This is a genomic window from Algoriphagus sp. 10J20-15, assembly GCF_055809615.1.
The window spans coordinates 234,474-260,570 of record NZ_JBVVUG010000003.1 but is presented as its reverse complement, the minus strand read 5'-3'; the positions used below and the strand labels follow the sequence as shown (position 1 = coordinate 260,570).

Here is a 26,097-nt window from a genome sequence, read left to right as displayed (position 1 = left end):
TGTTAAGCACTTTACTTTAGCGGATCTAAGTAAAAATCTTTAATTAATCTCACCCTTTTCCAATGATCAACAACAGCAATAAATTCAATTGGCTTCTTGTTTTTGTTTTTGCCATTTCACTAAGAACTTCAGCACAGAATACTCTTCATCCTACTTCATCTGAATATGAATACCCCACAGATGTAAAGGTTGCGGAGAAATTGGAACAATGGAGAGATCAGAAATTTGGAATCCTGATTCACTGGGGCATCTATGCCGTACCAGGAATAGTAGAATCATGGAGCATCAATAATGAGGATTGGATCAATAGAAAAGATACAACTCAGAGCTATGAAGACTACAAAAAATGGTATTGGGGCTTAAGTGAAAAGTTTAATCCTCAAGGTTTTGATCCTTTACAATGGGCAGATGCCGCTGAAAAAGCAGGAATGAAATACGTGGTTTTCACTACAAAGCATCACGATGGCTTCAATATGTATGACACCCAATTTGCTGATTACAAGATTTCCAACGGGCCATTCAAAAATCACCCGAAAGCTGACGTTGCTAAGTATGTATTTGATGCATTTCGTGAAAAGGATATGATGATTGGGGCGTACTATTCTAAGCCTGACTGGCATTCCCAGTATTACTGGTGGGATTATCGTGCTACTCCAGACCGAAATGTAAATTATGACATTCGAAAGCATCCTTGGAGATGGAATCAATATGTGCAGTTCACCCATAATCAATTGAATGAAATCACGTCAAACTATGGAGACATTGATATCCTATGGCTAGATGGTGGTTGGGTACGACCAAAATCTACAGTGAACGAGGAAGTACTCAGTTGGGGCGCACCAATTCCTGATTTTGATCAGCAAATCGACATGCCGAAAGTGGCTGAAATGGTACGAGAAAACCAAGAAGGAATATTAATAGTGGATAGGACAGTTCATGGACCATTCGAAAACTATAGAACGCCAGAGCAGGGAATACCGTCTGAAATGTCTTCTGATCCATGGGAAAGCTGCATCACCCTTGGCGGTGCTTGGGGCTATGTGCCAAATGATAAGTTCAAACCATCACGAAAAGTAATTCATCTATTAATTGAAATTGTAGCCAAAGGTGGAAACTTATTGTTGGGCGTTGGTCCTACAGCAGATGGACTTTTTCTACCTGAGCAGGTTTCTAGATTAGAGGAGATTGGAAAGTGGCTGGAAGTGAATGGTGATGGGATATATAATACGCGTGCCATTGAAAATTTTCAGGATGGCAAACTTTACTTCACCCAAGGAAAAGCCAAGGAACTATATGCTTTGCTTCCATTGGAAGAGAATGAAGAACTAGAACACACCATCTCTTGGAGTCTTAATCCGCCAAAAAAAGGAAGTAAAATCATTATTCTTGGTGAGAATAAATCTTTGAAATGGAAAACCGAAGACGGAAAAACTGTAGTTACTGTTCCAAAGAACTTGCGGGAAAAACTAGCAAATTCTCCTGCAATTGTGATACGTTACATTTCAGAATAAAGTGAGTCTTACTGCTAAAATTCAAACAAGAGATCATAAAATGGAATTGACTACAGTTATAAAGACCTTTGAGGAGCTCAGTAGTAAGGAATTATATGCTATCATCAGGCTCCGCAATGATGTGTTTGTTGTAGAGCAAAATTGTGTCTTTCAAGATGCAGATAATAAGGATCAAGTAGCCGATCATGTGATGATCAAGTCAGATGATTATTTAGTAGCTTATTCTAGAATATTGCCAGCAGGAGCTTCCTTTCCTGAAGTTTCCATAGGGAGAGTAGTGAGTGATATAAAAGCACGTGGCATAGGTGCCGGACGAAGGTTGATGCAGGAATCTCTCGCCTTTATAGCAAGAAAATATGGTTCTTGTTCAGTAAGGATTGGAGCTCAAACATATCTTAATGAATTTTATAAGTCCTTTGGATTTGAAAATGCAGGAGAAACATACTTGGAAGATGGCATAGAGCACATAGAAATGACGACTCACGTTAAAGATTAACACATGGTATCACACGAATCTATTTCAAAGCTAACTACCTAAAACGAACAATCCCCACATAGGCTTATGAACAAAACCTACCTTAACCTTCTCAGTTGTCTTGCACTCCTGATATCAACTTTCAGTATTTCTGCTGCTCAAGAATTATTTCCCTTCAAGTCGATAGATACCACTGAGCTATTTATGGAAGTGTACTATCCCGATCAAATGATTGCAGGTGAAAAATATCCTGCATTAATATTTTTTTATGGTGGCGGGTGGAATTCAGGAAGTAGAGCTCAATTCGAGCCTCAGGCAGCTTATTTTGCAAAAAGGGGGATTGTATGTTTTTTAGCAGATTACAGAATTAAAAATATCCATAAGACAGGTCCATATGAATCATTAAAAGATGCTAAATCTGCTATCCGATACCTAAGAGCACATGCAGAGGATTTTCAAATAGATGGAAATAAACTGATTGCTGCTGGAGGTTCTGCAGGTGGTCATTTGGCTGCAGCTACAGCTTTAATAGAGGGATACAATGAGATCACTGATGACTTGTCTATTAGCCCTGTTCCTAATGCTCTTGTACTATTTAACCCCGTAATAGACAATGGGCCAGGAGGATATGGATATGAGCGAATTGGAGGAGAATACAAAGAATTTTCACCCTTGCATAACGTTGTAGCTGGTGCACCTCCTACCCTGTTTTTGCTTGGCACCAAAGACTCATTAATCCCAGTAGCCACAGGTCAATATTATAAGATGGTGATGGAGAAGGTTGGCAGTAGATGTGATTTGATATTATATGAAGATCAACCACATGGTTTCTTCAATTATTCCCAATTCGAAAATTATAAAAAGACTGTTGAAGCAACGGATATTTTCCTACAATCACTGGGCTATTTGCAAGAAGATTCGATATTGGTTATAGAATAGCTTCTATAGTTTTAAAAATAAATATGATTATCCGCAAAGATGCCAGTCACCTTAAATTCTTTGCTTTTCTGGCCGGATGACCGATGATCGAAGCGGCCTCAATGTCTAAGTTTAACCTATTCTTCTTTGCTTTTGACCCCATCCTGGCACAAAAGCGGATAATCAAAAAAAAATATAGAACTGTTGAAGTTTTAAAAACCTCGACGGTTGAAACAATAAAAGCCGAAGTTTCCTCCGGCTTTAGCACTAGTTAAGTTTATAATTAGGTAGTCGTGTTAGTCACATCTCCAGGGTAATTCGCGTTCAGCATGTTCATCGTCTCATGAGCCACTTTGATGTTATACTCGTAGGCAAGACTCTTATAGTTTACCAAATCGACGATCGTACCGATAAAACATAGTCCGATGGTCAAAATATAAAGGATACCCAAACCAATTTGACCGAGGATAAATCTATGTAATCCAGCAAAACCAAAGAAACCAAGAAGAGTTAAAATCAGAATCATCTGGGAGTCTTTTCTTCTAGCACGATATACCTGTGCGAAAAGAGATGCTTGATCCTCATCCATGTTTTTCATCAAACCCTGGATGTAACCCAGTTCCATTCCCTCCAATTCTGGAAGGTGTCTTAATACATTAGCCATAATTGTGTGTTGTTTTTAAGTTTTTAATAAGTTGCCAAATTCTGGAGAAAATAACCACATACGCTAGCAATGCCAGTGGATGCATCTCCCAAGAAGCCAAGAAATCTCCTCGAATAAGAAGACTCATAGAGCGTCCTAGTCCACATCCCGGACACCAATCTATACCTAATTGACTCAGCGGACAGAGACTTAAATGACTCCCTCCATGAGGATCTAGGAAAATAATTGCAACTAAACTACCAATCCAGAAGATCAGCTCTAGCGGCAAATTTGATATCCATCGGGTGATTACCTTCATGTCTGCTAGATGTACGAAAAAGATGCCATTGATCAAAAGTGCCTTTGAATGCCTTAATTACCAGTTTAAGCTAAGGTAAGTGAATGCAAACGAACATAAAAGTGTACGGTTATGAACGGTTTAATGTCGGTAATTTAATTTCCAGCTTTTCTCCAAACAGGGCTATTTGATTGGATTCATTTTGCCTGGCTATCTGAGCATATCCTTTCACACTTCCGTAAGTTTTCCAACCTGAGAATTTAAAAACCAAGCCCAGCAATTCTCCATTTATAGGAATGGAGGATTGGATATTCAATGCTTTTGCAGCTTCTTTCCCCAAGAAAAAATATAGTATGGGTTCTACTTGGCTAGAAATCAAAGGATCTGCTATGGAAGATTTATAATAAGAAATCAAAGCTTGGATCAAGAGATGTCCTGCTGTCGTGGATTTTAAATGTCGCTTTCGGATAAGTTTTTCCAATGCAAATGCCTCCTTGGGATTATCTGGCCAGTATTTTTCTTGAATTCCTATCAATCGTCCCACCCATTTCCAATACTGCATAATCAAGGAAACTTCTTCAGAGCTAACGTTAAACCCCATTTTCTTCCATCCTCGAATGACGATCAGGCTGAAAGAAAGATTGGTTCCGATCAGGTCTTCCTGCTGTGATGGGTTTACCAAATGCTTCATTCCAGTCATTGGAATAGTGAGAAATAAAATACCGACTGAATGCATGGATCAACCGAACCTTTGCACAGGTTAGAAAAGCTTTCTTCTTGGTGAGAAATGCCCCTGGTTCAAAAATATCCAAAATAAACGTCCCCGTTTCTCCCAATCTACGACCGATATCATTGAGAATGCGCTTTGACCTTACCAGCACCTCCGCCCCATCTCCAAACGCGTAAGCATAAGGAAGCGAGTAAAACCCGAGCATGGCTAGATATAAATCACCTTTTTGATCAAAGAGCCGTTGACCCTGAGCCAGAATTTTTTCCGGTAGTTCCTTTTGTTCCAAATAAAAGTTAAAAAAGGCCTGAAATGCTGGAGGATAAGAATCTTCTATCTCATTGGGGATTTCTGCCCAAGAGTTTACCTGAGTGATTAATTCTGGATATTTTACCAATACCTTAACCAACTGATCTGCAAGCGGATCTTGAAGCATTCTCAAGTGGTCAAATTCGATATTCTGGTATAGTTTTAGTTTACTCACACCATTCTAACCTTGATTTTGTACTTTGGTTGAAAAATTTATTAAAACCCATGCAAAAGAGTTTTTTCCTTACTGCTAGTTTTTGTCTGTTTTTAGTCTGTTCATGCATTGCCCAAGTAGGTACAGACCTCTGGGTGATCCATACAAGTGGCAAGGGAGGCAACTTAAAATTATTACCTGAAACGGCAAAAGCTCTCACTGACCGAGTTGAATATGACAATCAGCCGAGTTTCATCAATGACTATCAACTAGTTTTCTCCGCTGCCGATGTAGAAGGAAATCATGATATAATAGTCTATAATTTTGAAGCAGAAAAATTCACCAATCTTTCCAAAACATCCGATAGAAGTGAATTCTCTCCCAGGATTACGGATTGTGGTATGTATATCTCCGCTGTAGTGATGGAGGCAGATGGGACGCAGCGAATATGGCTTTACCCTACCTCATTTGAACCCGCTGAACTACTTTACGACGACATAGAACCTGTTGGCTACTACGACTGGTATGACAATAAAGCAGCGATGTTTGTGCTGGGAAATCCAACTAAACTAATTTATGCCAAAGGGAGAAATGACCTGATTGAAATAGACTCTGCCATCTCCCGCTCCATCCAAAAAAGACCAAACTCCTCTGAAATCACTTATATGACGCAACCAGAGGAGGGGCAAGCTGGAATTATTAAAAGCTACGATATTGAAAATGGAGAAAGAGAAGTATATCTTGGAGGACTTTTAGGTTCTCAGGATTTTATCTGGCTGGACAAAAAGCACCTCTTGATGGCTTCAGGAAATGAGATTTTCGTAAGAAAATATACTGATTCCGAGTGGAAGTCTCTTGGGGAAATAGAATCTAATACGCATCAAAACATCACCCGAATGGCCTATAGCGCAGATCTTAATGTGCTAGTGGTCGCAATGAATAGAAAATAACATTACACTATGAACCCCATTAAATCATCCTTATTAATAGCTGCAATCTTGGTTGGAACGCAGGGATTTTCTCAAGAAATAGAAGATAAAAAAGGTATTGTAGCCAAAAATGCTGAATTGGTAAAAGTACAAGATGGCTTTGAGTTTACTGAAGGTCCTGCTGTTAATCGTTTTGGAGATGTATACTTCACCGATCAGCCTAATAATAGAATCCACAAGTGGAATGCCTTGTCTAATGAAATCAGCGTATTCAAAGAAGATGCTGGTCGTGCAAATGGAATGTATTTTCTTCTTGACGGCACTTTGGTAGCTGCTGCAGACAATAAAAACGAACTCTGGGCTTTCGATACTGAGGGCAATCACGAAGTTTGGATTTCAGCATTTAAAGGAAAAAAAGCTCAATGGGCCTAACGACCTATGGGTTAGACCGAAAGGTGGGATTTATTTTACTGATCCCCTTTATCCAAGACCTTATTGGGAACGCAGCAAAGACTCTGAACAGCAAGGGCAAAATGTATATTTTTTGTCAGCAGATAGAACTGAGCTTTTCGCAGTTGCAGAAGACTTGACTCAACCTAACGGTATCGTAGGAACGCCAGATAGTAAGTTCCTTTATGTGTCTGATATAGGTGCCAAAAAAACTTTTAAATACGAGGTGAGGGAAGATGGCTATCTAATCAATAAGGAGCTTTTCTGTGAAATGGGTTCCGATGGCATGACTATAGACGAGCGTGGCAATGTTTATCTCACTGGAAATGGAGTTACAGTATTTAATCGAAATGGTGAGCAGATCGCACACATTCCTGTTCCATCCCGATGGACAGCCAACGTGGTGTTTGGAGCTTTGGATAGGAAAACGCTATTTATTACCGCTACTGATGCAGTTTACACTTTACAAATGAAAAACAGAGGAGTTTGGTAAGATCATTTAATATTAGATTATGAATGCAAAAAACCCGGAAGAAAATTAATCTCCCGGGTTTTTTATGGTTGGATAGCCTGCTTTTACTTAGCTATGCTAGAAAAAACTGCTGATTAAAAAATACCTATATAGTGATTACCTGGCTGATTAACCAAGGTAGCACCTTTGCTAGCAAGGCCAGTATTGCTATCTAAAATATAAATGTTTCCATTTTTGCCCACTGGAGTAAAAGCCATATAGACATCTGTACCATCTACTACAAAACCTTGATATTGATTGAACTCCAAGTCAGGATCGTAAGGAAGATCAACAATAGAAGCCGTTTTAGCATTTAAATCCATCCAAACTACGAAGCCATTTTCAGCACCATCATGAGAAATAAGTGCGAATGCTTTCCCGTTTTGTGCATACTGCCAAGCTTCAATGGTAACCCCCGTTAAGCCAAGCGCATCATTTAAGCTGAAGACATAAGAATTGTCATATTCATTGTTTTGGTTGATTTTGAGAATATGAGATCCCGCAGGGTCTCTCTCGGTAGCCTGATAGATGTTATTATCATCACCCAAGTAGCTATAATGACTTCTGTAACCACTATTGTCTCCATGCGCAACAGTCGAAGTAATCACTGTCGGATTAGCAAATGATGGATAATCTACTACCACTGATTTAGTACCCAATCTTTCATAATCTCCTTCCGTTTCACCTGTTGCCACATTGTATTTACGCATCCAAGTTCCGATGATCAGCTTATCTTCAGCAGCATTTAGTACTGACCCGTCTAGTCTAAAAATAGTATGACCAGCAGCTTCCTCCTCTTCGGTAAGCGGAATTTCATATTGCACATAGTTTTTAATCAATGACTCCTCTAGATCCAAAGCCAAAATTGTAGCTACACCTCTGTAGTATTCAAATGGAGTTAGTGGATTAGGATCTGCTTCAGTTGGGGCATTGTTCGCTGTAATATTCGCCATGTTTAGGGCAATACCTGTTTTGTCTCCATCATATAATTTCAACCATCGAGGGGAAGTCCCTGCATACTGGGAAATATTCACTGACACGTCAGACTGAACGAAATTTCCACCACCATTAACTGTGTATCTGGAGAATTCACCGCCATTATCACCGGTATATGCGATGTTGAATAAGGTAGAGCCATCCTCTGAAGATTGCAGACGAGCGGTTCTGTTTGATTTCACTCCAAATCCCTCGGTATATACGCTGATCTGGGTATCAGGATCTTTTGCTTCCTCTTTGGTCACTGAATAAACCATCGTTCCACCGTTTCCATCTCCAGGATTTGTTCCCATCAAGGCTCCCGCTACAGTGATAAATCTATCTTCTGTCTCCACAGGAGGTGTGATAGGGTCACCACCATTATCGCTACAGCTACTAAGTGCTACTGTGCTCATTAAGGCTCCAAGTGTCAAAAAATTTAAGAATTGCTTTTTCATAATTTACTTGTGGTTGGTTAACTATAATAGGTTGATTTAAAATTTATTAATGCTGTAGTTTAGCTTAAGGTAAAAACCTCTACCGGGCTTTTGAACAGCAAAATTGTCGTAGGCCTGCTGGTCAAAAATGTTTTTCAAGTCAGCACTGATCACCAGCTTTTCACTTGGAAAAACATAATTCAAACCGATGTCTTGGATGAATTGTCGGGGAGTCCGGAAGTCTTCTATTTCCAGCCAAGTGGTATAAAATCGATCTACAAATCCGAAGCTGTAATAAAGATTTAGTGCGGAGCGATCTTGGATCAAATTCTTAAATCCATACTGAACCGTTGAATTGATCGTGAAAAATGGTTCGTTTGGAAGCTGCTGGTTATAATAATTGTACTCATTCCCGTTTGGATCATATTGAATATTGAATACGGAATTAAATTTCGAGAAATTGAGGAGTACACTGAAGTTCTCATTCCAGGTATAGTTGATCTCTCCCTCAAACCCGATTGATTTTGTTTTCCCCAAATTCTCGAAGGGATCTGTTTGCACCGCATCATTGAGTCTTGGGTTGATTTTTCGTACAATTTTATCCTTTGTATCGCGTAAAAACCCCGAGGCGTAAATAGTGAATTTGCTAGTTGAAGTTAGCTGGTAAGGCCCACTGCGGAATCCAAGATTAAGGTTGTTACTGACTTCTGGTCTGATTCCAATATTTTCTATGATGTTTTCTCCGGGGCTACCAAAAATTTCATTTTCAGAAGGCATTCTCACGGCTTTTTCTGCCGAAAGTAGGATTGTCATGCCTTTATTTAATACATAGGAAGTAGCTAATCCATACCCTGAGGTCGTGTTTTTACTGGCTACCCTATCTTCAGACTTTACAGTTTCTCCATTTTGTGTGACCAAAATCGGGTCCATTCGATCAATTTGCTGCTGATAATATTTTCCAAAAAGGTTTGCTTTAAACTTGGACTCAAACAATGTTGCTTCATATGCCAAAGCAGAAATATTCTTAGTTAAATCTCTAGTACCAATAAACTCTCGTTCTCTGGCAGGCCTCATCAGGTCACGCTGAGTTCTATCTATGGTGTAGTACATATGACTAAAAACCATTCGATGCTTTTCTGAAAAATCATAAGTAGCACCACCTCTGAAAGTTGAAATGTTTCTATTGATGTGATTGATAGTAGGAGCTCCCTGTTGGGCACCATTTGGTCTCAGGATTGGATCACCGTTAAGTCCAATGCTTTGCTCGCCAAACCAGTTGTAATTCCAGCGGACAGTATCATTTACTACCTCTTTACGATCACTGATCATCCCATTGAAATTGATCTCTAGACCTTTTGTAAGGAAATCTGATTTCACATAATTGACGCTAAAAACTTTGGCTTGAGATTCTGTGAAACGACCTTTATATGGAATAGTCATGTAGGTTCCGTGCTGGATTTCATTGTAATCATCAGAGACATTAACCCCCAGATAGAACTGATCAGCCCACTTTACATTTGTAAAACCAGCTTGAATATTTGCTCCAGCAGATCTATATGCATCATTGAATCGCTTGGCTCGGACATATTCGTATCGACCATTTGCAAGAATATTTCGGACAAATTTGCCCCAAACCTCGTAGTCATTGTCTGAGTAGTTGTAAAATCCAGAAGCTTTTACTGTAAATCCAGAATTTGAATTTCGGTATGATCCACTGACATTGGCTTGCTGGGTATTGAATGAACCGTAGGATAAAGAAGCTGTTAGGTTATTCATAGCTCCTTTTTTCAAGATTACGTTAATAGCTCCCCCTAAAGCGTCATCAGCCAAATGGACTGGAATTACGCCTTTGTAAACTTCAATTCGCTCAATTAGTGCAGGAGGAATACTATTAAGACTGAAAGATGCTCCATAAGTGGAAATGGCTACTCCATCGATAAAAATGCGTACCGAATTCCCTGACATTCCATTTAGATTGTAGGAAACTTGAGATCCTAATCCCCCATTTTGACGAACCCTCACTCCTACGGATTTATTCAATAAATCATTGGTTTGAAATGAGTTTAAGGAAGCCTTTTTGGTTTCAATCACGTTCACTGCAAAACCTGCCGCTTCTATTTCACTTTTGTGCGACTCCGCCTCAACTATAACCTCTGCTAGTTCACTGTCTGCAACTCGTTCGAGCATAGTAGAAACCTTTACGCTAGGCTTATCAATGAGGATACTAAAGTCATGCTTTTGAATTTCTATACTACTCACGTTGACCTGATGTGATCCAAAAGGGATATCCGTCAGTTCATATCTTCCTCGTTCGTCCGAAAGCGCGTGCTTTTTTATGGTGGAGATAAATACTGTGGCATAGGCAACAGGTGCACCGTCGTTAAATTTCAATGTTCCTGATACTTTACCGGTTTGGGAAAAAGCATAGCCAGAAAGTAAAATTGCAGATGCAAAAAGTATTAAGGTAAGATTTGTTTTCATGTACCGCCTGATATGAATCTGGAGGCAAATCTAATCTTTAATTATAATTAATCTAAATAGGGATTATAAAAATTCTAACATCTTCACACGAAAAATGACTTATCTGCCTATTATTCAGCGTCTTACTATTTATAAAAAATCTAAATAAATATAGACAATAAAGAAAGGGCTATTGAAAAATAAATCCAACAGCCCTAAAGTTAACTCATCAAATTGATGCTCTAACACTTATTTCCATCCACATCACAAGCTTCCCCATCCCCTTTCGACATTTCAAGAACTGGATTTGACTTTGCAAATTCATTCCAAGCTTTTTCCAAAGTCTGGTCAAATACCTCATCAGGCTGTGCACCAGAGATTCCAAACTTTCTATCCAAAACAAAGAATGGTACTCCCCTTACTCCTAGCTGACGCGATTCATAGATGTCCTGATCTACTTCGTTTTCGAATTTGTCTGAATTCAGTACTTCTGTGACAACATTTTCTTCCAAACCTATTTCATTTGCTAAGTTTAGCAGAGCCGCATTATCATCTATATTGACCGAATCAGTAAAGTATGCTTTGAGTAAGCTTTCCTTCATCTCATCCCCTTTTCCTACTGTTTTAGCCAGATGTAAAAGTCTGTGGGCTTTCTTGGTATTCGCTACTACTGTTTTGTCAAGATGATATTCCAATCCTTCTTGCGCAGCCATATTGGCTACATTAGCAGTGATTTCCTTTGTTTGTTCAAGTGACCATCCTTTTACTTCAGCCAGATATTCCTGGGAACTCTTAGTTGGTTGAGTGACTTGATCTGGATTAAGCAAAAAGCTCTTCCACTCTATCTCTATTTTATCTTTCTGAGGAAACTTTTCAATTGCCTTTTCAATTTTTCTCTTGCCGATGTAACAAAATGGACATGCTACATCTGACCATATTTCTATTTTCATAGCTAAATTCTTTAATTAACTTATGATGAAATAGAAATTAAGCCAAAAGAGTTCATCTGATTTGAAAACTAAAGAATGCCCTTCCTGCGCTATGGAGGTAGATTCCAAAGCAAAGATTTGCCCTATCTGTAAATTCGAATTCCCTCAACGATCCCCTTGGATTACCTGGGTTGCGATCATATTATTAATTGTTTGGATAATAAGCTATATACTTTGACCAATCCAACTTCAATTCCTCTCAGCTATGAACAAACGTAAATTCTTAAAGTCTTTAGCCTTCCTAGGTATTGGATCTGGTTCAATTTTTTCTCCAGAAAAAGCAAAGGCAAAATCAATAGTAGATCTTGATCCTAATGCTGCTGACTTCTGGGATCAAATCCGTACTGCATATAAGCTCAAACCTGATTACATCAACCTTGAAAATGGGTATTACTGCTTTTTGCCTGAAGAAACTTTAGAAAATTATATCAAGCATCTACGAGAAGTGAATTATCAAGCTTCAAGTTACATGCGGACGGTACAATGGGACAATAAAGCCAAAAGTGCTGCGATGGTGGCTGAGCTTGTTGGAGCTTCTCCCGATGAAGTCGTACTGACTAGGAATACAACTGAGTCTATTGATTTGATCATTTCAGGATATCCTTGGAAAGCCGGGGATGAAGCCATCGTATCCAATCAGGATTATGGTAGTTTGCTCAATATGTTTGAACTCGCTGAAAGGCGATATGGAATTAAGGTCAAAAGAATTGACATCCCCATGCATCCGGAAAATGACGAGGAGATTGTAGCCACTTATGAAAGAGCAATGACTCCGAACACAAGATTATTAATGGTTCCGCATATTGTAAATATCACAGGTCATATTTTGCCAGTTAGGAAAATTGCTGATATGGCGCACAGTTACGGGGCTGAAGTCATGCTAGATGGTGCGCATGCAGTTGGTCATTTTGATTTCAATATTTCTGAGTTGGATTGTGACTATTACGGTTCTAGCCTTCACAAATGGCTCAGTGTTCCTCTTGGGTGCGGCATGCTTTATGTCAAAAAAGGTAAGAGTGCACAAATCCGACCGCTTCTAGCTCCTTATGAACTGGATCAAAAGACACTTTTAAATCTTAATCATACGGGAACACACCCAGTGTCTACAGATCTTTCGGTTATAGATGCCATCAACTTTCACAATAAAATGGGAAGCAGGAGAAAGGAAGATCGATTGAGATACATTCAGCGCTACTGGTCAGATCAAGTAAGAGATCTTCCAGGGTATAAATGTGAATACCCCAAAAGATCCTCATCGCTCCTGTGCTATAGCCAATGTAGGTTTGGATGCAATGACCCCTGCAGACATGGCCAAGACACTTATGGATAAGTACAAAATTTTTACAGTAGCGATCAATGGGTCTGGAGGTGTGAATGGCTGTAGGATTTCCCCAAATATTTATACTTCGGAGGAAGAAATTGACAGATTCGTTAAGGCATTAAAGGAAATGTCAGGAAATACTTAAGTTTTTTGGGCTTCTCTCAATTGTATTTTTGATAATTACCTGCCAAATATTATTCTGTATCAGCTTATTTAAGCGGAATAGACCTTGTCATATTTCGGATTCAATAAAAATTTTGCATTCACTCTAAATTATTCTTTAAAACCCTTGCATTTTCTTTTCTAAGGAATGAATTTTGCCTCCCTATTACGCATGACACAAGTAAATCACATAGCGCCATCTTTCTCTCAAGCTACTCCAGTAGTATTGAAAGTTGATGTTATTGCTTTTTTCACTCCTTTAAGGACGTGTAGATTTTTCTATAGGGTTTAACCCTATGTTGAATTTTTGTATTCCTACGTGGAGTACGTGCTCGCCCTTCTACCCTTTGATTTATTTACCAATTTTCCGATTGCCTCGGAATTAACACATGCAATCCCTAATGGATAACATTTCATTTCAGATTATTGTAGCCAATCCTTCTCACAAGGTTTATTCCACTCAGATTACTGATGAGATGGAAAATTCCGCAAAAGCCCGTGGTACTGGTATTGCCAAGCGTAGCCCTGCCTATGTGGAAACCAAAATGGACGAAGGCAAAGCTGTGATCGCATTGACTTCCGATGGTAAATGGGCAGGTTTCTGCTATATCGAGGCCTGGGGTCATGGAAAATATGTAGCAAACTCTGGTTTGATCGTTTCTCCTGAATACAGAAAATACGGCCTTGCCCGCAAAATCAAAAATGAAGTATTCAAACTTAGCCGTTTGAAATATCCAGAATCCAATATTTTCGGATTGACCACTGGAGCTGCAGTAATGAAAATCAACTCTGAGTTGGGCTATATTCCTGTATCCTATTCAGATCTTACGGATGACAATGAGTTCTGGAAAGGCTGCCAAAGCTGTGTGAACTACGAAATCTTAATGAGTAAAAACAGACAAAACTGTCTTTGCACAGCGATGCTTTACGATCCAAATTCCAAGCGCAATCACACGCAGGAATTGGCCCTTCGTGAGGATTTCAAAAAAGATCTCAAATTATTTGATCGCTGGGTAAGATTAAAGAAATATGTGATGCTTAAATTGAACAAGTCAAAGGACACTATTTCAAGCATCTTTTTATAAATCAATTCTTCCTTTTTGGAAGCAAAATCCTATAACAATGAAGAAAATAGTATTAGCCTACAGTGGAGGCTTGGATACCACATTTTGTGCCTTGCATCTTTCCAAAGAACTCGGTTATGAAGTGCATGCAGTTTTAGTGAACACTGGCGGATTTTCCGAGGAAGAATTGAAAGATATTGAAGAAAGGGCGAAAGGCTTAGGCGTAGCTTCTTTTAAGATTCTCCATGTAATGGACACCTATTATAATGAGGTGATCAAGTATTTGGTTTATGGTAATGTGCTGAAAAACCAAACCTATCCCCTTTCTGTATCAGCCGAGCGAATTCTTCAGGCAAAATCTCTAGCTGAATATGCCAAGTCGATCGGTGCAAAAGCAGTCGCTCATGGTTCTACAGGAGCAGGAAATGATCAGGTTCGTTTTGATATGATTTTCCAAACGATTGTTCCAGACATAGAGATCATCACTCCAATCCGTGACTTGAAATTGAGCCGCGCTGAGGAAATTGACTATTTGAAAAAGCATGGTGTATCAATGAATTTTGAGAAAGCTGCTTACTCAATCAATAAAGGCATTTGGGGGACTTCTGTAGGAGGAAAAGAGACACTAACCTCTTCAGATTATCTTCCAGAAGAAGCTTGGCCTACTAAAGCTACAGCAATAGAGCCTCTTGAAGTAATATTGTCATTTGAAAAAGGTGAACTTAAGGGTGTTGATGGAAAACAATTCGATGATTCTATTGAAGCCATCCAATCACTTCAAGCTTTGGCAGCTCCTTATGGAATCGGACGTGACATTCACGTTGGTGATACAATTATCGGTATCAAAGGCCGCGTAGGATTTGAAGCTGCTGCACCTCTGATCATTATCAAAGGTCATCAGTTGCTAGAGAAGCACACACTTACGAAGTGGCAGCTTTTCTGGAAAAATCAATTAGCTGAATTCTACGGTAATCACCTACATGAAGGTCATTACTTAGATCCAGTGATGAGAAACTTGGAAGAATTCATGGAAAGCACTCAGACTTTCGTGACTGGTAACGTTCGTGTTCTCCTTCAGCCTTACCGTTTTACTTTACTCGGAATCACTTCTGACCATGACCTGATGTCCAACAAGTTTGGCAGCTATGGTGAAATGAACAAAGGCTATACTGCTGAAGACGTGAAAGGTTTCACCAGAATTTTGGGTAACCAAACATCGATTTTCCATAAGGTAAACTCTGACAATGACTAAAATCAAAACAGCGATCATAGGCGCGGCAGGATATACGGGAGGCGAATTACTTCGTCTGCTAGTTCATCATCCTGTTTGCGAATTGGTCTACGTACATAGCAATAGCCAAAAGGGCAAAAAAGTGTCAGAGGTTCATCCGGATCTAATCGGAGATTGTGATCTAGTTTTCACAGATGAAGTTCAAACCGAAGGAATTGATGCTGTTTTCTTGGGTTTGCCACATGGTCAGACCAAAGGATTTTTAGAGCAACACTCCTTTTCCTCTGAGACAGTTTTGATCGATTTGTCCACTGATTTCCGCGACGAGTCGAATGGCTTTACGTATGGTCTTCCTGAAGTAAATGCTGCAAAAATCAAAAACGCAAAGAAGATCGCTAATCACAGGCTGCTTTGCCACTGGAATACAACTAGCATTGCTTCCAGCTATCGCAAAAGGCTGGGTGAAAAGCACAATTCAGATCTCTGGAATCACTGGAAGTACAGGTGCTGGGAAGAAACTTGCTGAGACATCTCATTTCAGCTATAGATCTTCAAATATGTCTGTCTATAAGCTTTTTACGCATCAGCATCTAAAGGAAATAAACCAGACTTTCAAGCAGCTAAATACAAGCTTTTCTTCTGAGATTCTATTTGTTCCATATCGTGGGAATTTCCCTAGAGGTATCTGGATTACAGCTTATTTCCCATTCGAAGGAACTCAGGAAGAAGCTGTAGCAGCTTACAAGGAATTCTATAAAGATGCTGCATTTACACATGTTTCTGACAACGACATCGACATGAAGCAAGCAGTGAACACAAATAAAGCGATTGTTTACGTGCAGAAAGAAGCGGGTCAATTGGTGATTTATTCTGCTATTGACAACTTGCTTAAAGGAGCTTCAGGACAGGCAGTTCAGAATTACAACTTGGCGTTTGGACTTGAGGAGAGGATGGGCTTGAATCTAAAAAGTATAGCGTTCTGATTAGATAATAGACGTTAGACACAAGATTCAAGATTTGATAAGTGATACTTTATTATTCATCATTTCTCATTTAACATTCATTATTCTCCAACCTAGAAATTGATTTACGAAGTTCTAAACAAAGCCTTAAATCGTATTTCGTCAATCGTAAATCCTCATGAAATTATTCGATGTATATCCCCTGATCCCGGTGACCATAGCAAAGGCTGATGGAGCAAAACTTTGGGACGAAAAAGGACAAGAATATATAGATCTCTATGGAGGTCACGCCGTGATTTCCATTGGTCACACACATCCACACTACGTGCAGCGTATTAAAGATCAGTTGGATCAAATCGCTTTTTATTCAAACTCAGTGCAGATTCCAATTCAAAAGGAATATGCTGAAAAATTGGGTGTTCTTTCAGGTTATCCTGAGTATGAGCTTTTCCTTTGTAATTCCGGCGCTGAAGCAAACGAGAATGCAATTAAGCTCGCATCTTTTGCAACTGGAAAATCTGGCTTTATAGCATTTTCTGGAAGTTTTCACGGAAGAACATCTGGTGCTGTCGCTCTGACAGACAATCCAAAAATCGTTGCTCCTTGCAATGCACGTGAGGATTTTCATATCATTCCTTGGGAAGATTTAGAGGCTGTAGAAGAGGCTTTGAAATCAAATGAAATAGCTGGGATAATCATCGAAGGCATACAAGGTGTAAATGGAATTCAAGTTCCAAATGCAGAATTTCTTCAGGGCTTAGCTTCACTTGCCAAAAAATATGAGGCAAAATTGATTTTGGACGAAGTCCAGTCAGGTTTTGGTCGTACAGGCAAATTCTTTGCACATCAATTGGTAGATGGAATTAGTCCCGATATCATCAGCATGGCAAAAGGAATGGGAAATGGTTTTCCTATCGGTGGGATCTTGATTTCTCCAGCTTTCAAAGCTACATACGGACTTCTTGGAACCACTTTTGGAGGCAATCATCTCGCATGTGCAGCTGGCCTAGCAGTAGTGGAAGTTATTGAAAAAGAAAACCTTCTCGAAAATGCCACAACGCTTGGTGAAAAGCTTTTAACCGAATTGAAAGGAATCCCTGGAATCACTGCTATTCGCGGCACAGGCTTAATGATCGGTATCGATCTTGACCGTGAAGCGGGACCGGTACGATCTGAATTAGTGAAGAAATACCACATGTTCACAGGAAGTGCCGCAGGAAAGAATACGATAAGACTCCTGCCTCCTTTAAATATCGAGTGGAATCAATTAAATTCGTTTATATCCGCATTAAAAGAAATCTTAAGTCAATCCCCTACCAGTTAACTAATGGCCAATATTATCCAGCCACTACAGCACTTTACAAAATTTGAATCCTTCGAATTAGGAAACCAATTAATTGAACAAGCTTTAGCATATAAGGCAAACCCAGCCCTTGATAAGGCGAAAGGTGAAGGAAAACGCATAGGATGTATTTTCTTAAATCCATCCCTGAGAACGCGTGTATCCACGCAGTTAGCAGCTATTAACTTGGGAATGGAGCCTATTGTGTTAAATATGGATAAGGAAGGTTGGGCATTGGAGATGCAGGAAGGTGCAGTAATGAATCGCGGCACTGTGGAGCATATTAAGGATGCAGCAGCAGTTTTAGGCTCCTATTTTGATATCTTGGCTATTCGTGCTTTCCCTTCTTTGACAAATAAAGAGGAAGACATGAGTGATTTCACCTTTTCTCAGTTTGTGAAGTATTCTGGAGTTCCTGTAGTAAGTCTTGAATCAGCCACTCGTCACCCTCTTCAAAGTTTGGCTGATCAGATTACGATCAGAGAAAATTGGTCTAAAAAAACCAAACCAAAGGTTGTTTTGACTTGGGGCCCACACATCAAAGCAATTCCTCATGCAGTAGCAAATTCCTTTGCAGAATGGACTCTTGGTATGGATCATGATTTGACTATTACCCATCCTACAGGATATGAGTTGGACGAGGAGTTTACTAAAGGCGCAACTATAGAATATAATCAAAGTAAAGCTTTAGAAGACGCTGATTTTGTGTATGTTAAAAATTGGTCCTCTTTTAATGATTATGGTAAGATTCTGTCCACAGATGCTTCTTGGATGCTTACCGAATATCACTTTGAAAATGCCAAAAATGCTAAAGTAATGCATTGCCTCCCTGTGAGAAGAAATCTTGAACTGTCCGATGAAATTCTTGATGGTCCTCGATCTTTGGTTCAACAGCAAGCAAAAAACAGAATTTTCGCCGCTCAGGCGGCAATTAGCCATCTGCTAGGAAACAAATAAAGACTTACACCCAATGAAAATAAGTATTATTAAAATCGGAGGTAACGTCATCGACTTTCCTGAAAAACTAGATGAATTTTTAGCCCTTTTTGCCAAATTTCCCGGACATAAAATACTCGTTCATGGAGGCGGAGTAATGGCTTCCCGATTTGGAGAATCTCTGGGTGTAATGCCTGAAATGGTAGACGGAAGAAGGATCACTGATCAGGAAACCTTGGATGTAGTGACGATGGTTTACGCGGGTCTAATCAACAAAAATATTGTCGCTAAACTTCAGGCGCTCAAGGTTAATGCTATTGGAATGTGCGGAGCTGACGGTAATATTATCCGATCTATCAAACGCCCAGTTAAAGGGATTGACTATGGATTTGTAGGTGATATACAGGAAGTTAATACCAAGTTGATTGATCATTTACTTTCAGGAGATTTGCTTCCTGTAGTAAATGCAATCACCCATGATGCAAAAGGCCAATTGCTCAACACCAACGCCGATAGCATCGCCTCTGCTCTAGCCACCAGCTTGGCAAAAGAACATCAGGTCAATTTGTATTTCTGCTTCAATAAAAGCGGAGTTTTGATTGACGAGAAAAATGAAAATTCTATCATTCCGCTTATTAATGAGGATATTTACGAGGAACTACGCAAGGAAAATGTGATTCACTCAGGTATGATCCCAAAATTGGATAATGCTTTTGAAGCCTTACAAAAAGGTGTAAATCATGTTTGGATCGGGAAAGCTGAAAACTTGCATTTGGCTGCTAAGGGTAAACTTTCGGGGACGACTATCGAGAGAAGTCGTTATGATCTTTATTAATAAAAATCTTAGGTAAGAATGGAATTATACGATAGTGCAGTTGAACTTCTTACTCGATTAATAGAGATTCCATCCTATTCGAAGGAAGAAAGCTCCACTGCTGAAGTTATTGAAGAATTTTTCACAGCTAGAGATATTGAAGTTCACAAATCTGGAAATAACATCTGGGCTTTTGCCAATACCTTTGATAAAAATAAGCCTACGATCTGGCTGAATTCCCATCACGACACCGTAAAACCAAACGCAGGCTATACCAAAGATCCCTTTCTGGCAATTCTTGAAGATGGTAAACTTTACGGTCTTGGAAGTAATGATGCTGGAGGCCCTTTGGTAAGCTTAATGGCAGCTTTTTCGCATTTCTATGAACAAGACCTTCCATTTAACCTAATCATGATCGCTTCCGCTGAGGAGGAAATTTCTGGTAAAAATGGAATTGCTTCAGTGATTGATCAACTTCCACCCTGTGAATTGGCAATCGTAGGAGAACCTACCTTGATGGATATGGCAGTTGCAGAAAAAGGCCTAATGGTAATTGATGCAAAAGTCTATGGGAAAGCAGGACATGCCGCTAGAGAAGAAGGGGTAAATGCTATTTATTTGGCGTTGGATGACTTGCAAAAAATCAAAGATTTTGAATTTAAAAAGGTTTCCCAGTTTCTGGGTAAGACGAAGGTGTCTGCCACGGTTATTCATTCTGGGCAGCAGCATAATGTAGTTCCTGATCTTTGCGAATTTGTATTGGATGTTCGAGTGACTGATGCTTATTCTTTGGAAGAAGCACTCGAGGAATTAAAAGCATCGCTTAATGCTGAACTTACTCCACGATCCCTCAGACTCCAGTCTTCTCATGTACCGGAAGGTCATTTGATTTTGAAAGTTGGCGAGCAACTTGGCCTCAAAACCTACGGAAGTCCTACTCTTTCAGATCAGGCTTTAATCCCCTACCCATCTGTCAAAATTGGCCCTGGTGATTCAGCTAGGTCACATTCTGCAGATGAATATATTTATTTGAACGAAATTCAAGAAGGCATAGAAGGCTATATCAAGATCCTTGAAAGCTATGCTGCTAAGCTTACTCAAACTAATTAGAAATGAAACTTTGGCAAAAAGAAACAGGAAGCAAAAAGGAAGTGGAATCCTTCACTATTGGCCGCGATCCTGAATTTGATATACTTTTGGCACCTTTTGATGTTCTTGGATCTATGGCTCATGCAGAGATGCTATCCACTATTGGTCTTCTAACCACAGAGGAAAATGAAATTCTGCAGCGTGGACTGAAAGACATATTCTTCGAAATTGAAAAAGGTCAGTTTGAAATAGCACCAGGTGTAGAAGATGTTCATTCTCAGGTGGAATTTCTACTTACTGAACGTTTTGGAGATGTTGGTAAGAAACTTCATAGTGGAAGAAGCCGAAATGATCAGGTTCTTGTAGATCTAAAACTCTATTACCGGGCAGCTATCCATGGAGTAGTGGAAGAAAGTATTGAGCTTTTTGATTTATTGATAAAGCTAGCGGAAAAGCATAAGCGCGATCTGATGCCAGGTTATACTCATACGCAACTTGCGATGCCTTCCTCTTTCGGACTTTGGTTTAGTTCTTTTGCCGAAGGCTTATCAGAAGATTTGGGTTTGCTGAAAGCTGCTTATGATCTGGCTAATAAAAACCCGCTGGGTTCTGCCGCAGGATATGGTTCCAGTTTTCCATTGAATAGAACAATGACAACGAAGCTGTTAGGTTTTGCTGATCTTCACCACAACGTGCTCAATGCCCAAAATAGTAGAGGAAAAACTGAGCGCACATTGTCTTTTGCAATGGCTGGAATGGCTGGCACACTGAATAGAATGGCTTCTGATGTATGTATTTTCATGAATCAGCATTTTGCCTTCATAAAATTCCCGGATGATTTGACTACTGGTAGTAGTATCATGCCTCATAAAAAGAATCCTGATGTTTTTGAGTTGATACGGGCAAAAACGAATCAGATTCAGTCAGTTCCGAATGCAGTTTCGATGATTTTGACTAACACAACGACTGGATATAGTAGAGATTTGCAATTACTTAAGGAAGAAATTTTCCCTGCTTTGGAAAGTCTAAAATCCTGTTTGAGCATGACCACTTTTATGCTAAAGTCTATCAAGGTGAAAGAGAATATTTTATCCGATCCATTTTACAAACACTTATTTTCTGTCGAGGTAGTAAATGACTTGGTATTGAAAGGAACACCTTTTAGAGATGCCTACAAGCAAGTGGGGATGGATATAGAATCCGATAATTTTGCCCCAGACCAAACCAAGTTGAATCACTCTCATGAAGGAAGTATTGGAAATTTGAACCTTCAAGAAATCGAGACAAAAATGAAAATGGCAGTGGAACAGTTTAATTTCAATTCCGTTCAGCAAACCATCGAAAATCTTTTAAAATAAGTCTTTTGACAGTTTTTATATGATAAATTAGAATGAATCGATACAATAATTTATTTTTAGGCGAAGTATAGAACAAAATTCTTTTTCCAGATACCCACAAACCCTATAAAATGAATAACCTTTTTGGTAGTAATCTCAAATATGATTTGAAAGCCAGTTTAGTGGTTTTCTTGGTCGCTTTGCCACTTTGTTTGGGGATTGCTGTTGCAAGTGGTGCACCACCAATGTCAGGTCTAATTGCTGGCATAGTCGGGGGAATAGTGATAGGGAGTCTTTCTGGTTCTAATGTAAGCGTGAGTGGCCCTGCCGCAGGATTGACAGTAATCGTACTTGATTCTATCAACAGCATGGGTAGCCTACCACTCTTTCTTGGCACACTCGTAATAGCAGGATTAATTCAGGTTGGACTAGGACTAGCAAAAGCTGGGGTAATTGGCTATTACTTTCCACACTCTGTAATCAAAGGAATGCTTACTGCAATAGGTTTAATTTTGATTTTAAAGCAGATCCCGCATGCTCTTGGCTACGATGTGGATTTGATGGGAGATCAAGCGTTTTTACAAGCAGATGATCACAATACATTTTCTGAGATTTGGTATGCTTTCAAATACAGTAGCTTCGGAGCTATCCCTATTGTATTAGTAGGTTTAGCAATTTTAATTGCTTTCGAGAAACCAAAACTTAAAAATCATAAAATTTTCGGATTTGTCCTGGAGCATTATGGGCAGTTATCTCCGGAATAATAATAAATTATTTGTATGGCATTTGGAAGCCTGAATGGCAATTAGGCGGAGAGCATTTAGTGAGTATTCCTGTGTTAAACGATTTAGGAGAAATTGGTAATTTGCTTACATTTCCTGATTTCTCAATGATAGGCGAAAGCACCTTTTGGATAGTGGCTTTGACCATTGCAATAATAGGAAGCCTTGAAACTCTCCTCAGTATAGATGCTGCTGATAAGCTTGATCCAATGAAAAGAACCAGTCCGCCTAGCCAAGAATTATTTCACAGGGTGTCGGAAACACTGTTTCGGGATTAATTGGAGGTTTACCAATCACTGCAGTAATTGTAAGGAGTTCAGCTAACATCGCTACTGGAGCAAAAACCAAGTTATCTGCAATCTTGCATGGTGTATTGTTAATGATTTTAGTATTAGCCATACCTACAACTTTAAATTTGATCCCGCTGAGCTGTTTGGCAGCTGTCTTATTTGTCGTAGGATACAAACTCGCCAAGCCAGCTATATTTATAAATATCTATAGAAATGGCTTGGATCAATTTATTCCATTTATCGTAACTGTCGTTGCTATTTTATTTACTGACCTTTTGGTGGGAATTGGTATAGGGATGGTCTTTGGGTTGTTTTTCGTAGTGAAGACAAATTTCATTCGCGCTGTAACCTTGACCGAGTTGAATGGTAACTATTTACTAAAGCTTCAAAAAGACGTGTCGTTTTTGAATAAAGCATTATTGATGAAGTTATTGGAAAGAGTCCCTTCTGGCTCCAAACTGATAATTAATGCTCAAAAATCACAATTTATAGACCACGACATACAGGAAGTTCTAAATGACTTCATTGCCTCATGTCCAGACAAAAACATAAGTGTAACAATAGAAGGATATCAATATAAAATTCACGAAACAATATGAACCCGTACGAAAAACTCTTGATACAAAATAAGGCATGGTCAGCAGATCAGAAGTTGGCTGATGCGAATTTTTTTGGAAGACTAGAAAAGCAGCAATCGCCTAAATTCCTTTGGATTGGATGTTCTGATAGTCGAGTTCCAGCTAATCAAATTACAGGTACAGACCCAGGTGAGATCTTTGTACACCGCAACATCGCAAATATGGTTGTTCATACGGATGTTAACCTACTTAGTGTATTGGAATACGCAGTTGTAGTTCTCAAAGTAGAGCACATTATTGTTTGTGGCCATTATGGTTGTGGTGGAATTGACGCCGCATTAGGGAATAAGAGCTATGGAATTATCAACAAATGGCTACTAAATATCAAGGAAGTTTATAAAACTTACCAGAAGGAGATCGATGCTATTGAAGTGCATGAGGATAAAGTGAATAAATTAGTAGAGTTGAATGTGATCGAACAATGCCAAGATTTAATCAAAACATCTACTATTCAGAAAGCTTGGAAATCAAGAAATGCACCAACAATCCATGGATGGGCCTATGGTCTAAAAGATGGTTTGGTAAATGAACTGGTCAATATCGAACCTGATCTTAACAGTATCAATCCAATCTTTAGATTTGACGCTGAGGAATTAGATAAATAAACTTCAAGTTTTTTGGTCAGCGAAGAGAAAAAATTTTGATTTCTTAATCGCTGACCCTTTATTTGCATCATCCTTTCACTTTTTAAGTGCTCGGATTTATAAAGAAGAGGCGAGAGACAGGCTCATTGACCCTCTGGCAACCTGGAAAGTCCAAGGTGCCAATTCCTGCCAAAAGAGCTATTCTCTTTTGGAACTATAAGTTCATATCACAATGCACTCAGGATACTCCCCACAAATTTCTATTTCAACGTTAACCTTGATAAAGCGCTTAGCTTTATTTATGTGTTGACTCATTTTCGCCAATTTCGAAATATTTCGATGTTGGCATTTTAATGTACATAATTTTTCAAACCATAAATCCTTAATATCATGTCTAAAAATCTTCACTTCGACACATTGCAAGTTCATGCTGGTCAAGAACCTGACCCTACAACTAACTCTCGTGCTGTTCCTATTTATCAAACGACATCCTATGTCTTCAATTCAGCTGAGCATGGCGCCAACCTGTTCGGACTAAAGGCAATTTGGCAATATCTATACTAGGATCAGAATCCTACCACAGATGTCTTTGAAAAGAGAATTGCCACTTTGGAAGGTGGCGTGGCTGCGGTAGCGACAAGTTCTGGGCAAGCAGCACAATTCTTAGCGTTAAATAATATCATGGAGGTAGGCGATAACTTCGTTTCTAGCCCATTTCTGTACGGAGGAACATTCAATCAGTTTAAAGTTGCTTTTAAACGAATCGGAATGGATGCAAGATTTGCAAAAGGTAAATCTCCGGAAGATTTTGAAGCTTTAATTGATGAAAACACAAAGGCAATCTATCTGGAGACTATAGGAAATCCTGAGTTTAATATTCCTGATTTCGAGTCTATTGCTGCAGTAGCTAAAAAGCACGATATCCCTTTGGTGGTTGATAATACTTTTGGAGCTGGCGGTTTTTTATGCCAGCCTATAGCTCATGGAGCTAATATTGTCACCTCTTCTGCGACCAAATGGATTGGTGGACACGGCACCTCAATTGGAGGAGTTATTGTTGACGCGGGGAATTTTAATTGGGGGAATGGCAAATTTAAACAGTTCTCTGAGCCTTCTGAAGGATATCATGGCTTAAATTTCTGGGAGGTTTTTGGTGAAAACAACCCTTTAGGATTACCAAATATTGCATTTGCAATACGAGCCCGAGTAGAAGGACTTCGTGATTTTGGTCCAGCAATCAGTCCTTTCAATTCTTTCCAATTACTTCAAGGGATAGAGACGCTCTCTTTAAGAGTCCAAAAAACAGTTGATAATACCTTGGCTTTGGCTAAGTGGCTGGAATCACATCCATCTGTACAAAAAGTTAACTACCAGTTGGATTACCTCTTCGCCTTACCACGATTTGGCTAAAAAATACTTGAGAAATGGTTTTGGAGGTGTTTTGAGTTTTGAACTGAAAGGTGATAAAGAGCAAGCTTCTGCATTGATTAATAACCTGGAATTAATCTCACACCTAGCCAATGTGGGCGATGCTAAAACCCTAATAATTCAACCATCCGCAACTACGCATCAGCAATTATCAGATGAAGAACAGCTTGCTGCAGGTGTTACGCCTTCCTTACTAAGAATCTCCTGTGGAATCGAACACATAGAAGATATCAAGTCGGATTTGCAACAAGCATTCGATAAAATCTAAACCAACAAATGAATCTTAAAAGTCAGTACGCTTCGAATTACCAGTAGACCCAGGAAATATTTC

27 protein-coding genes, 2 pseudogenes and 1 riboswitch are annotated in these 26,097 nt (G+C 39.3%); of the genes and pseudogenes, 22 read left to right on the top strand and 7 right to left on the bottom strand.

Annotated elements, in window-relative coordinates; genetic code table 11:
• The first annotated feature begins 62 nt into the window (after window positions 1–62).
• From AC0L6R_RS01645 to AC0L6R_RS01635, 3 genes are all read left to right on the top strand, one after another.
• Complete coding sequence (locus AC0L6R_RS01645) at window positions 63–1,511, top strand: alpha-L-fucosidase (protein ID WP_473269635.1); 1,449 nt, start codon at window positions 63–65, stop codon at window positions 1,509–1,511.
• A gap of 40 nt (window positions 1,512–1,551) precedes the next feature.
• A complete protein-coding gene (locus AC0L6R_RS01640) occupies window positions 1,552–2,007 on the top strand; it encodes a GNAT family N-acetyltransferase (protein ID WP_473269634.1) in 456 nt (151 codons plus the stop codon).
• Between the two features lie 66 nt (window positions 2,008–2,073).
• The gene (locus tag AC0L6R_RS01635) at window positions 2,074–2,925 is read left to right on the top strand and encodes an alpha/beta hydrolase (RefSeq protein WP_473269633.1); all 852 of its coding nucleotides are present in this window, start codon (window positions 2,074–2,076) and stop codon (window positions 2,923–2,925) included.
• 262 nt (window positions 2,926–3,187) lie between these two features.
• On the opposite strand, the gene AC0L6R_RS01630 is transcribed toward AC0L6R_RS01635, so the two are convergent.
• The 4 genes from AC0L6R_RS01630 to AC0L6R_RS01615 form a co-directional block, all read right to left on the bottom strand.
• Window positions 3,188–3,568, bottom strand: coding sequence for a TM2 domain-containing protein (locus AC0L6R_RS01630; protein WP_283413353.1), 381 nt, complete (start codon window positions 3,566–3,568; stop codon window positions 3,188–3,190).
• Window positions 3,561–3,866, bottom strand: coding sequence for a DUF2752 domain-containing protein (locus AC0L6R_RS01625; RefSeq protein WP_473269631.1), 306 nt, complete (start codon window positions 3,864–3,866; stop codon window positions 3,561–3,563). The genes AC0L6R_RS01630 and AC0L6R_RS01625 overlap by 8 nt, the downstream gene beginning before the upstream one ends.
• Before the next feature lie 109 nt (window positions 3,867–3,975).
• Entirely contained in the window at window positions 3,976–4,446 is a 471-nt protein-coding gene (locus AC0L6R_RS01620; RefSeq protein ID WP_473269630.1) for a hypothetical protein, read from the bottom strand.
• On the bottom strand, window positions 4,436–5,056 hold the full coding sequence (locus AC0L6R_RS01615; RefSeq protein WP_473269628.1) for a hypothetical protein: 621 nt from the start codon (window positions 5,054–5,056) through the stop codon (window positions 4,436–4,438). Before AC0L6R_RS01615 ends, AC0L6R_RS01620 begins: the two co-directional genes overlap by 11 nt.
• Before the next feature lie 50 nt (window positions 5,057–5,106).
• On the opposite strand from AC0L6R_RS01615, the gene AC0L6R_RS01610 reads away from it, so the two are divergent.
• From AC0L6R_RS01610 to AC0L6R_RS01600, 3 genes are read left to right on the top strand one after another with little or no spacing between them, the layout of a single operon-like run.
• Window positions 5,107–5,985: a TolB-like translocation protein gene (locus AC0L6R_RS01610; RefSeq protein WP_283413350.1), complete on the top strand. Its 879-nt coding sequence runs from the start codon at window positions 5,107–5,109 to the stop codon at window positions 5,983–5,985.
• 9 nt (window positions 5,986–5,994) lie between these two features.
• Window positions 5,995–6,396 carry an SMP-30/gluconolactonase/LRE family protein gene (locus tag AC0L6R_RS01605; protein WP_473269627.1) on the top strand — a complete coding sequence of 134 codons (402 nt, stop codon included), beginning with the start codon at window positions 5,995–5,997 and terminating at the stop codon, window positions 6,394–6,396.
• Window positions 6,296–6,907, top strand: a complete 612-nt coding sequence (locus AC0L6R_RS01600) for an SMP-30/gluconolactonase/LRE family protein (RefSeq protein ID WP_473269651.1) — start codon at window positions 6,296–6,298, stop codon at window positions 6,905–6,907. Before AC0L6R_RS01605 ends, AC0L6R_RS01600 begins: the two co-directional genes overlap by 101 nt.
• 113 nt (window positions 6,908–7,020) lie before the next feature.
• Here AC0L6R_RS01600 and AC0L6R_RS01595 read toward each other — a convergent pair whose 3' ends face one another.
• The 3 genes from AC0L6R_RS01595 to AC0L6R_RS01585 form a co-directional block, all read right to left on the bottom strand.
• A complete protein-coding gene (locus AC0L6R_RS01595) occupies window positions 7,021–8,358 on the bottom strand; it encodes a hypothetical protein (RefSeq protein ID WP_473269625.1) in 1,338 nt (445 codons plus the stop codon).
• A gap of 36 nt (window positions 8,359–8,394) precedes the next feature.
• Window positions 8,395–10,818, bottom strand: coding sequence for a TonB-dependent receptor (locus AC0L6R_RS01590; protein ID WP_473269624.1), 2,424 nt, complete (start codon window positions 10,816–10,818; stop codon window positions 8,395–8,397).
• Window positions 10,819–11,039: 221 nt separating this feature from the next.
• A complete protein-coding gene (locus tag AC0L6R_RS01585) occupies window positions 11,040–11,747 on the bottom strand; it encodes a DsbA family oxidoreductase (protein WP_473269623.1) in 708 nt (235 codons plus the stop codon).
• 244 nt (window positions 11,748–11,991) lie between these two features.
• Between AC0L6R_RS01585 and AC0L6R_RS01580 the strand changes: the two genes are divergently transcribed.
• The 16 genes and pseudogenes from AC0L6R_RS01580 (at window position 11,992) to AC0L6R_RS01505 (ending at window position 26,034) form a co-directional block, all read left to right on the top strand.
• Window positions 11,992–13,116 (top strand): aminotransferase class V-fold PLP-dependent enzyme, encoded by a 1,125-nt coding sequence (locus AC0L6R_RS01580; protein ID WP_473269621.1) that lies wholly within the window; start codon window positions 11,992–11,994, stop codon window positions 13,114–13,116.
• Window positions 13,109–13,252, top strand: coding sequence for a hypothetical protein (locus AC0L6R_RS01575; RefSeq protein ID WP_473269619.1), 144 nt, complete (start codon window positions 13,109–13,111; stop codon window positions 13,250–13,252). Before AC0L6R_RS01580 ends, AC0L6R_RS01575 begins: the two co-directional genes overlap by 8 nt.
• 418 nt (window positions 13,253–13,670) lie before the next feature.
• The gene (locus AC0L6R_RS01570; protein ID WP_283413464.1) at window positions 13,671–14,354 is read left to right on the top strand and encodes a GNAT family N-acetyltransferase; all 684 of its coding nucleotides are present in this window, start codon (window positions 13,671–13,673) and stop codon (window positions 14,352–14,354) included.
• A 37-nt stretch (window positions 14,355–14,391) separates the two neighbouring features.
• The gene (locus AC0L6R_RS01565; RefSeq protein WP_473269617.1) at window positions 14,392–15,585 is read left to right on the top strand and encodes an argininosuccinate synthase; all 1,194 of its coding nucleotides are present in this window, start codon (window positions 14,392–14,394) and stop codon (window positions 15,583–15,585) included.
• Window positions 15,578–16,547 (top strand): annotated as a pseudogene (gene argC / locus AC0L6R_RS01560) (N-acetyl-gamma-glutamyl-phosphate reductase). The gene AC0L6R_RS01565 and the pseudogene argC overlap by 8 nt, the downstream one beginning before the upstream one ends.
• A 157-nt stretch (window positions 16,548–16,704) precedes the next feature.
• Window positions 16,705–17,850 carry an aspartate aminotransferase family protein gene (locus AC0L6R_RS01555; protein ID WP_473269615.1) on the top strand — a complete coding sequence of 382 codons (1,146 nt, stop codon included), beginning with the start codon at window positions 16,705–16,707 and terminating at the stop codon, window positions 17,848–17,850.
• 3 nt (window positions 17,851–17,853) lie between these two features.
• Window positions 17,854–18,825, top strand: a complete 972-nt coding sequence (locus AC0L6R_RS01550; RefSeq protein WP_473269613.1) for a Rossmann-fold NAD(P)-binding domain-containing protein — start codon at window positions 17,854–17,856, stop codon at window positions 18,823–18,825.
• 13 nt (window positions 18,826–18,838) lie between these two features.
• Complete coding sequence (gene argB / locus AC0L6R_RS01545; RefSeq protein ID WP_283413340.1) at window positions 18,839–19,639, top strand: acetylglutamate kinase; 801 nt, start codon at window positions 18,839–18,841, stop codon at window positions 19,637–19,639.
• Window positions 19,640–19,657: 18 nt separating this feature from the next.
• Window positions 19,658–20,728, top strand: coding sequence for a M20 family metallo-hydrolase (locus AC0L6R_RS01540; protein WP_473269612.1), 1,071 nt, complete (start codon window positions 19,658–19,660; stop codon window positions 20,726–20,728).
• A gap of 2 nt (window positions 20,729–20,730) precedes the next feature.
• Complete coding sequence (gene argH / locus AC0L6R_RS01535; protein ID WP_473269611.1) at window positions 20,731–22,065, top strand: argininosuccinate lyase; 1,335 nt, start codon at window positions 20,731–20,733, stop codon at window positions 22,063–22,065.
• 110 nt (window positions 22,066–22,175) lie between these two features.
• The gene (locus tag AC0L6R_RS01530) at window positions 22,176–22,808 is read left to right on the top strand and encodes a SulP family inorganic anion transporter (RefSeq protein ID WP_473269608.1); all 633 of its coding nucleotides are present in this window, start codon (window positions 22,176–22,178) and stop codon (window positions 22,806–22,808) included.
• Window positions 22,809–22,819: 11 nt separating this feature from the next.
• Window positions 22,820–23,104 (top strand): hypothetical protein, encoded by a 285-nt coding sequence (locus tag AC0L6R_RS01525; protein WP_473269607.1) that lies wholly within the window; start codon window positions 22,820–22,822, stop codon window positions 23,102–23,104.
• A complete protein-coding gene (locus AC0L6R_RS01520; protein WP_473269650.1) occupies window positions 23,065–23,715 on the top strand; it encodes a SulP family inorganic anion transporter in 651 nt (216 codons plus the stop codon). The genes AC0L6R_RS01525 and AC0L6R_RS01520 overlap by 40 nt, the downstream gene beginning before the upstream one ends.
• Window positions 23,712–24,359: a carbonic anhydrase gene (locus AC0L6R_RS01515; protein ID WP_283413336.1), complete on the top strand. Its 648-nt coding sequence runs from the start codon at window positions 23,712–23,714 to the stop codon at window positions 24,357–24,359. Before AC0L6R_RS01520 ends, AC0L6R_RS01515 begins: the two co-directional genes overlap by 4 nt.
• A gap of 93 nt (window positions 24,360–24,452) precedes the next feature.
• A riboswitch (SAM riboswitch) is annotated at window positions 24,453–24,561 on the top strand.
• A gap of 167 nt (window positions 24,562–24,728) precedes the next feature.
• A pseudogene (locus AC0L6R_RS01510) lies at window positions 24,729–25,748 on the top strand (O-acetylhomoserine aminocarboxypropyltransferase/cysteine synthase family protein).
• A complete protein-coding gene (locus AC0L6R_RS01505; protein ID WP_473269605.1) occupies window positions 25,741–26,034 on the top strand; it encodes a PLP-dependent transferase in 294 nt (97 codons plus the stop codon). The pseudogene AC0L6R_RS01510 and the gene AC0L6R_RS01505 overlap by 8 nt, the downstream one beginning before the upstream one ends.
• Window positions 26,035–26,097 lie beyond the last annotated feature (63 nt).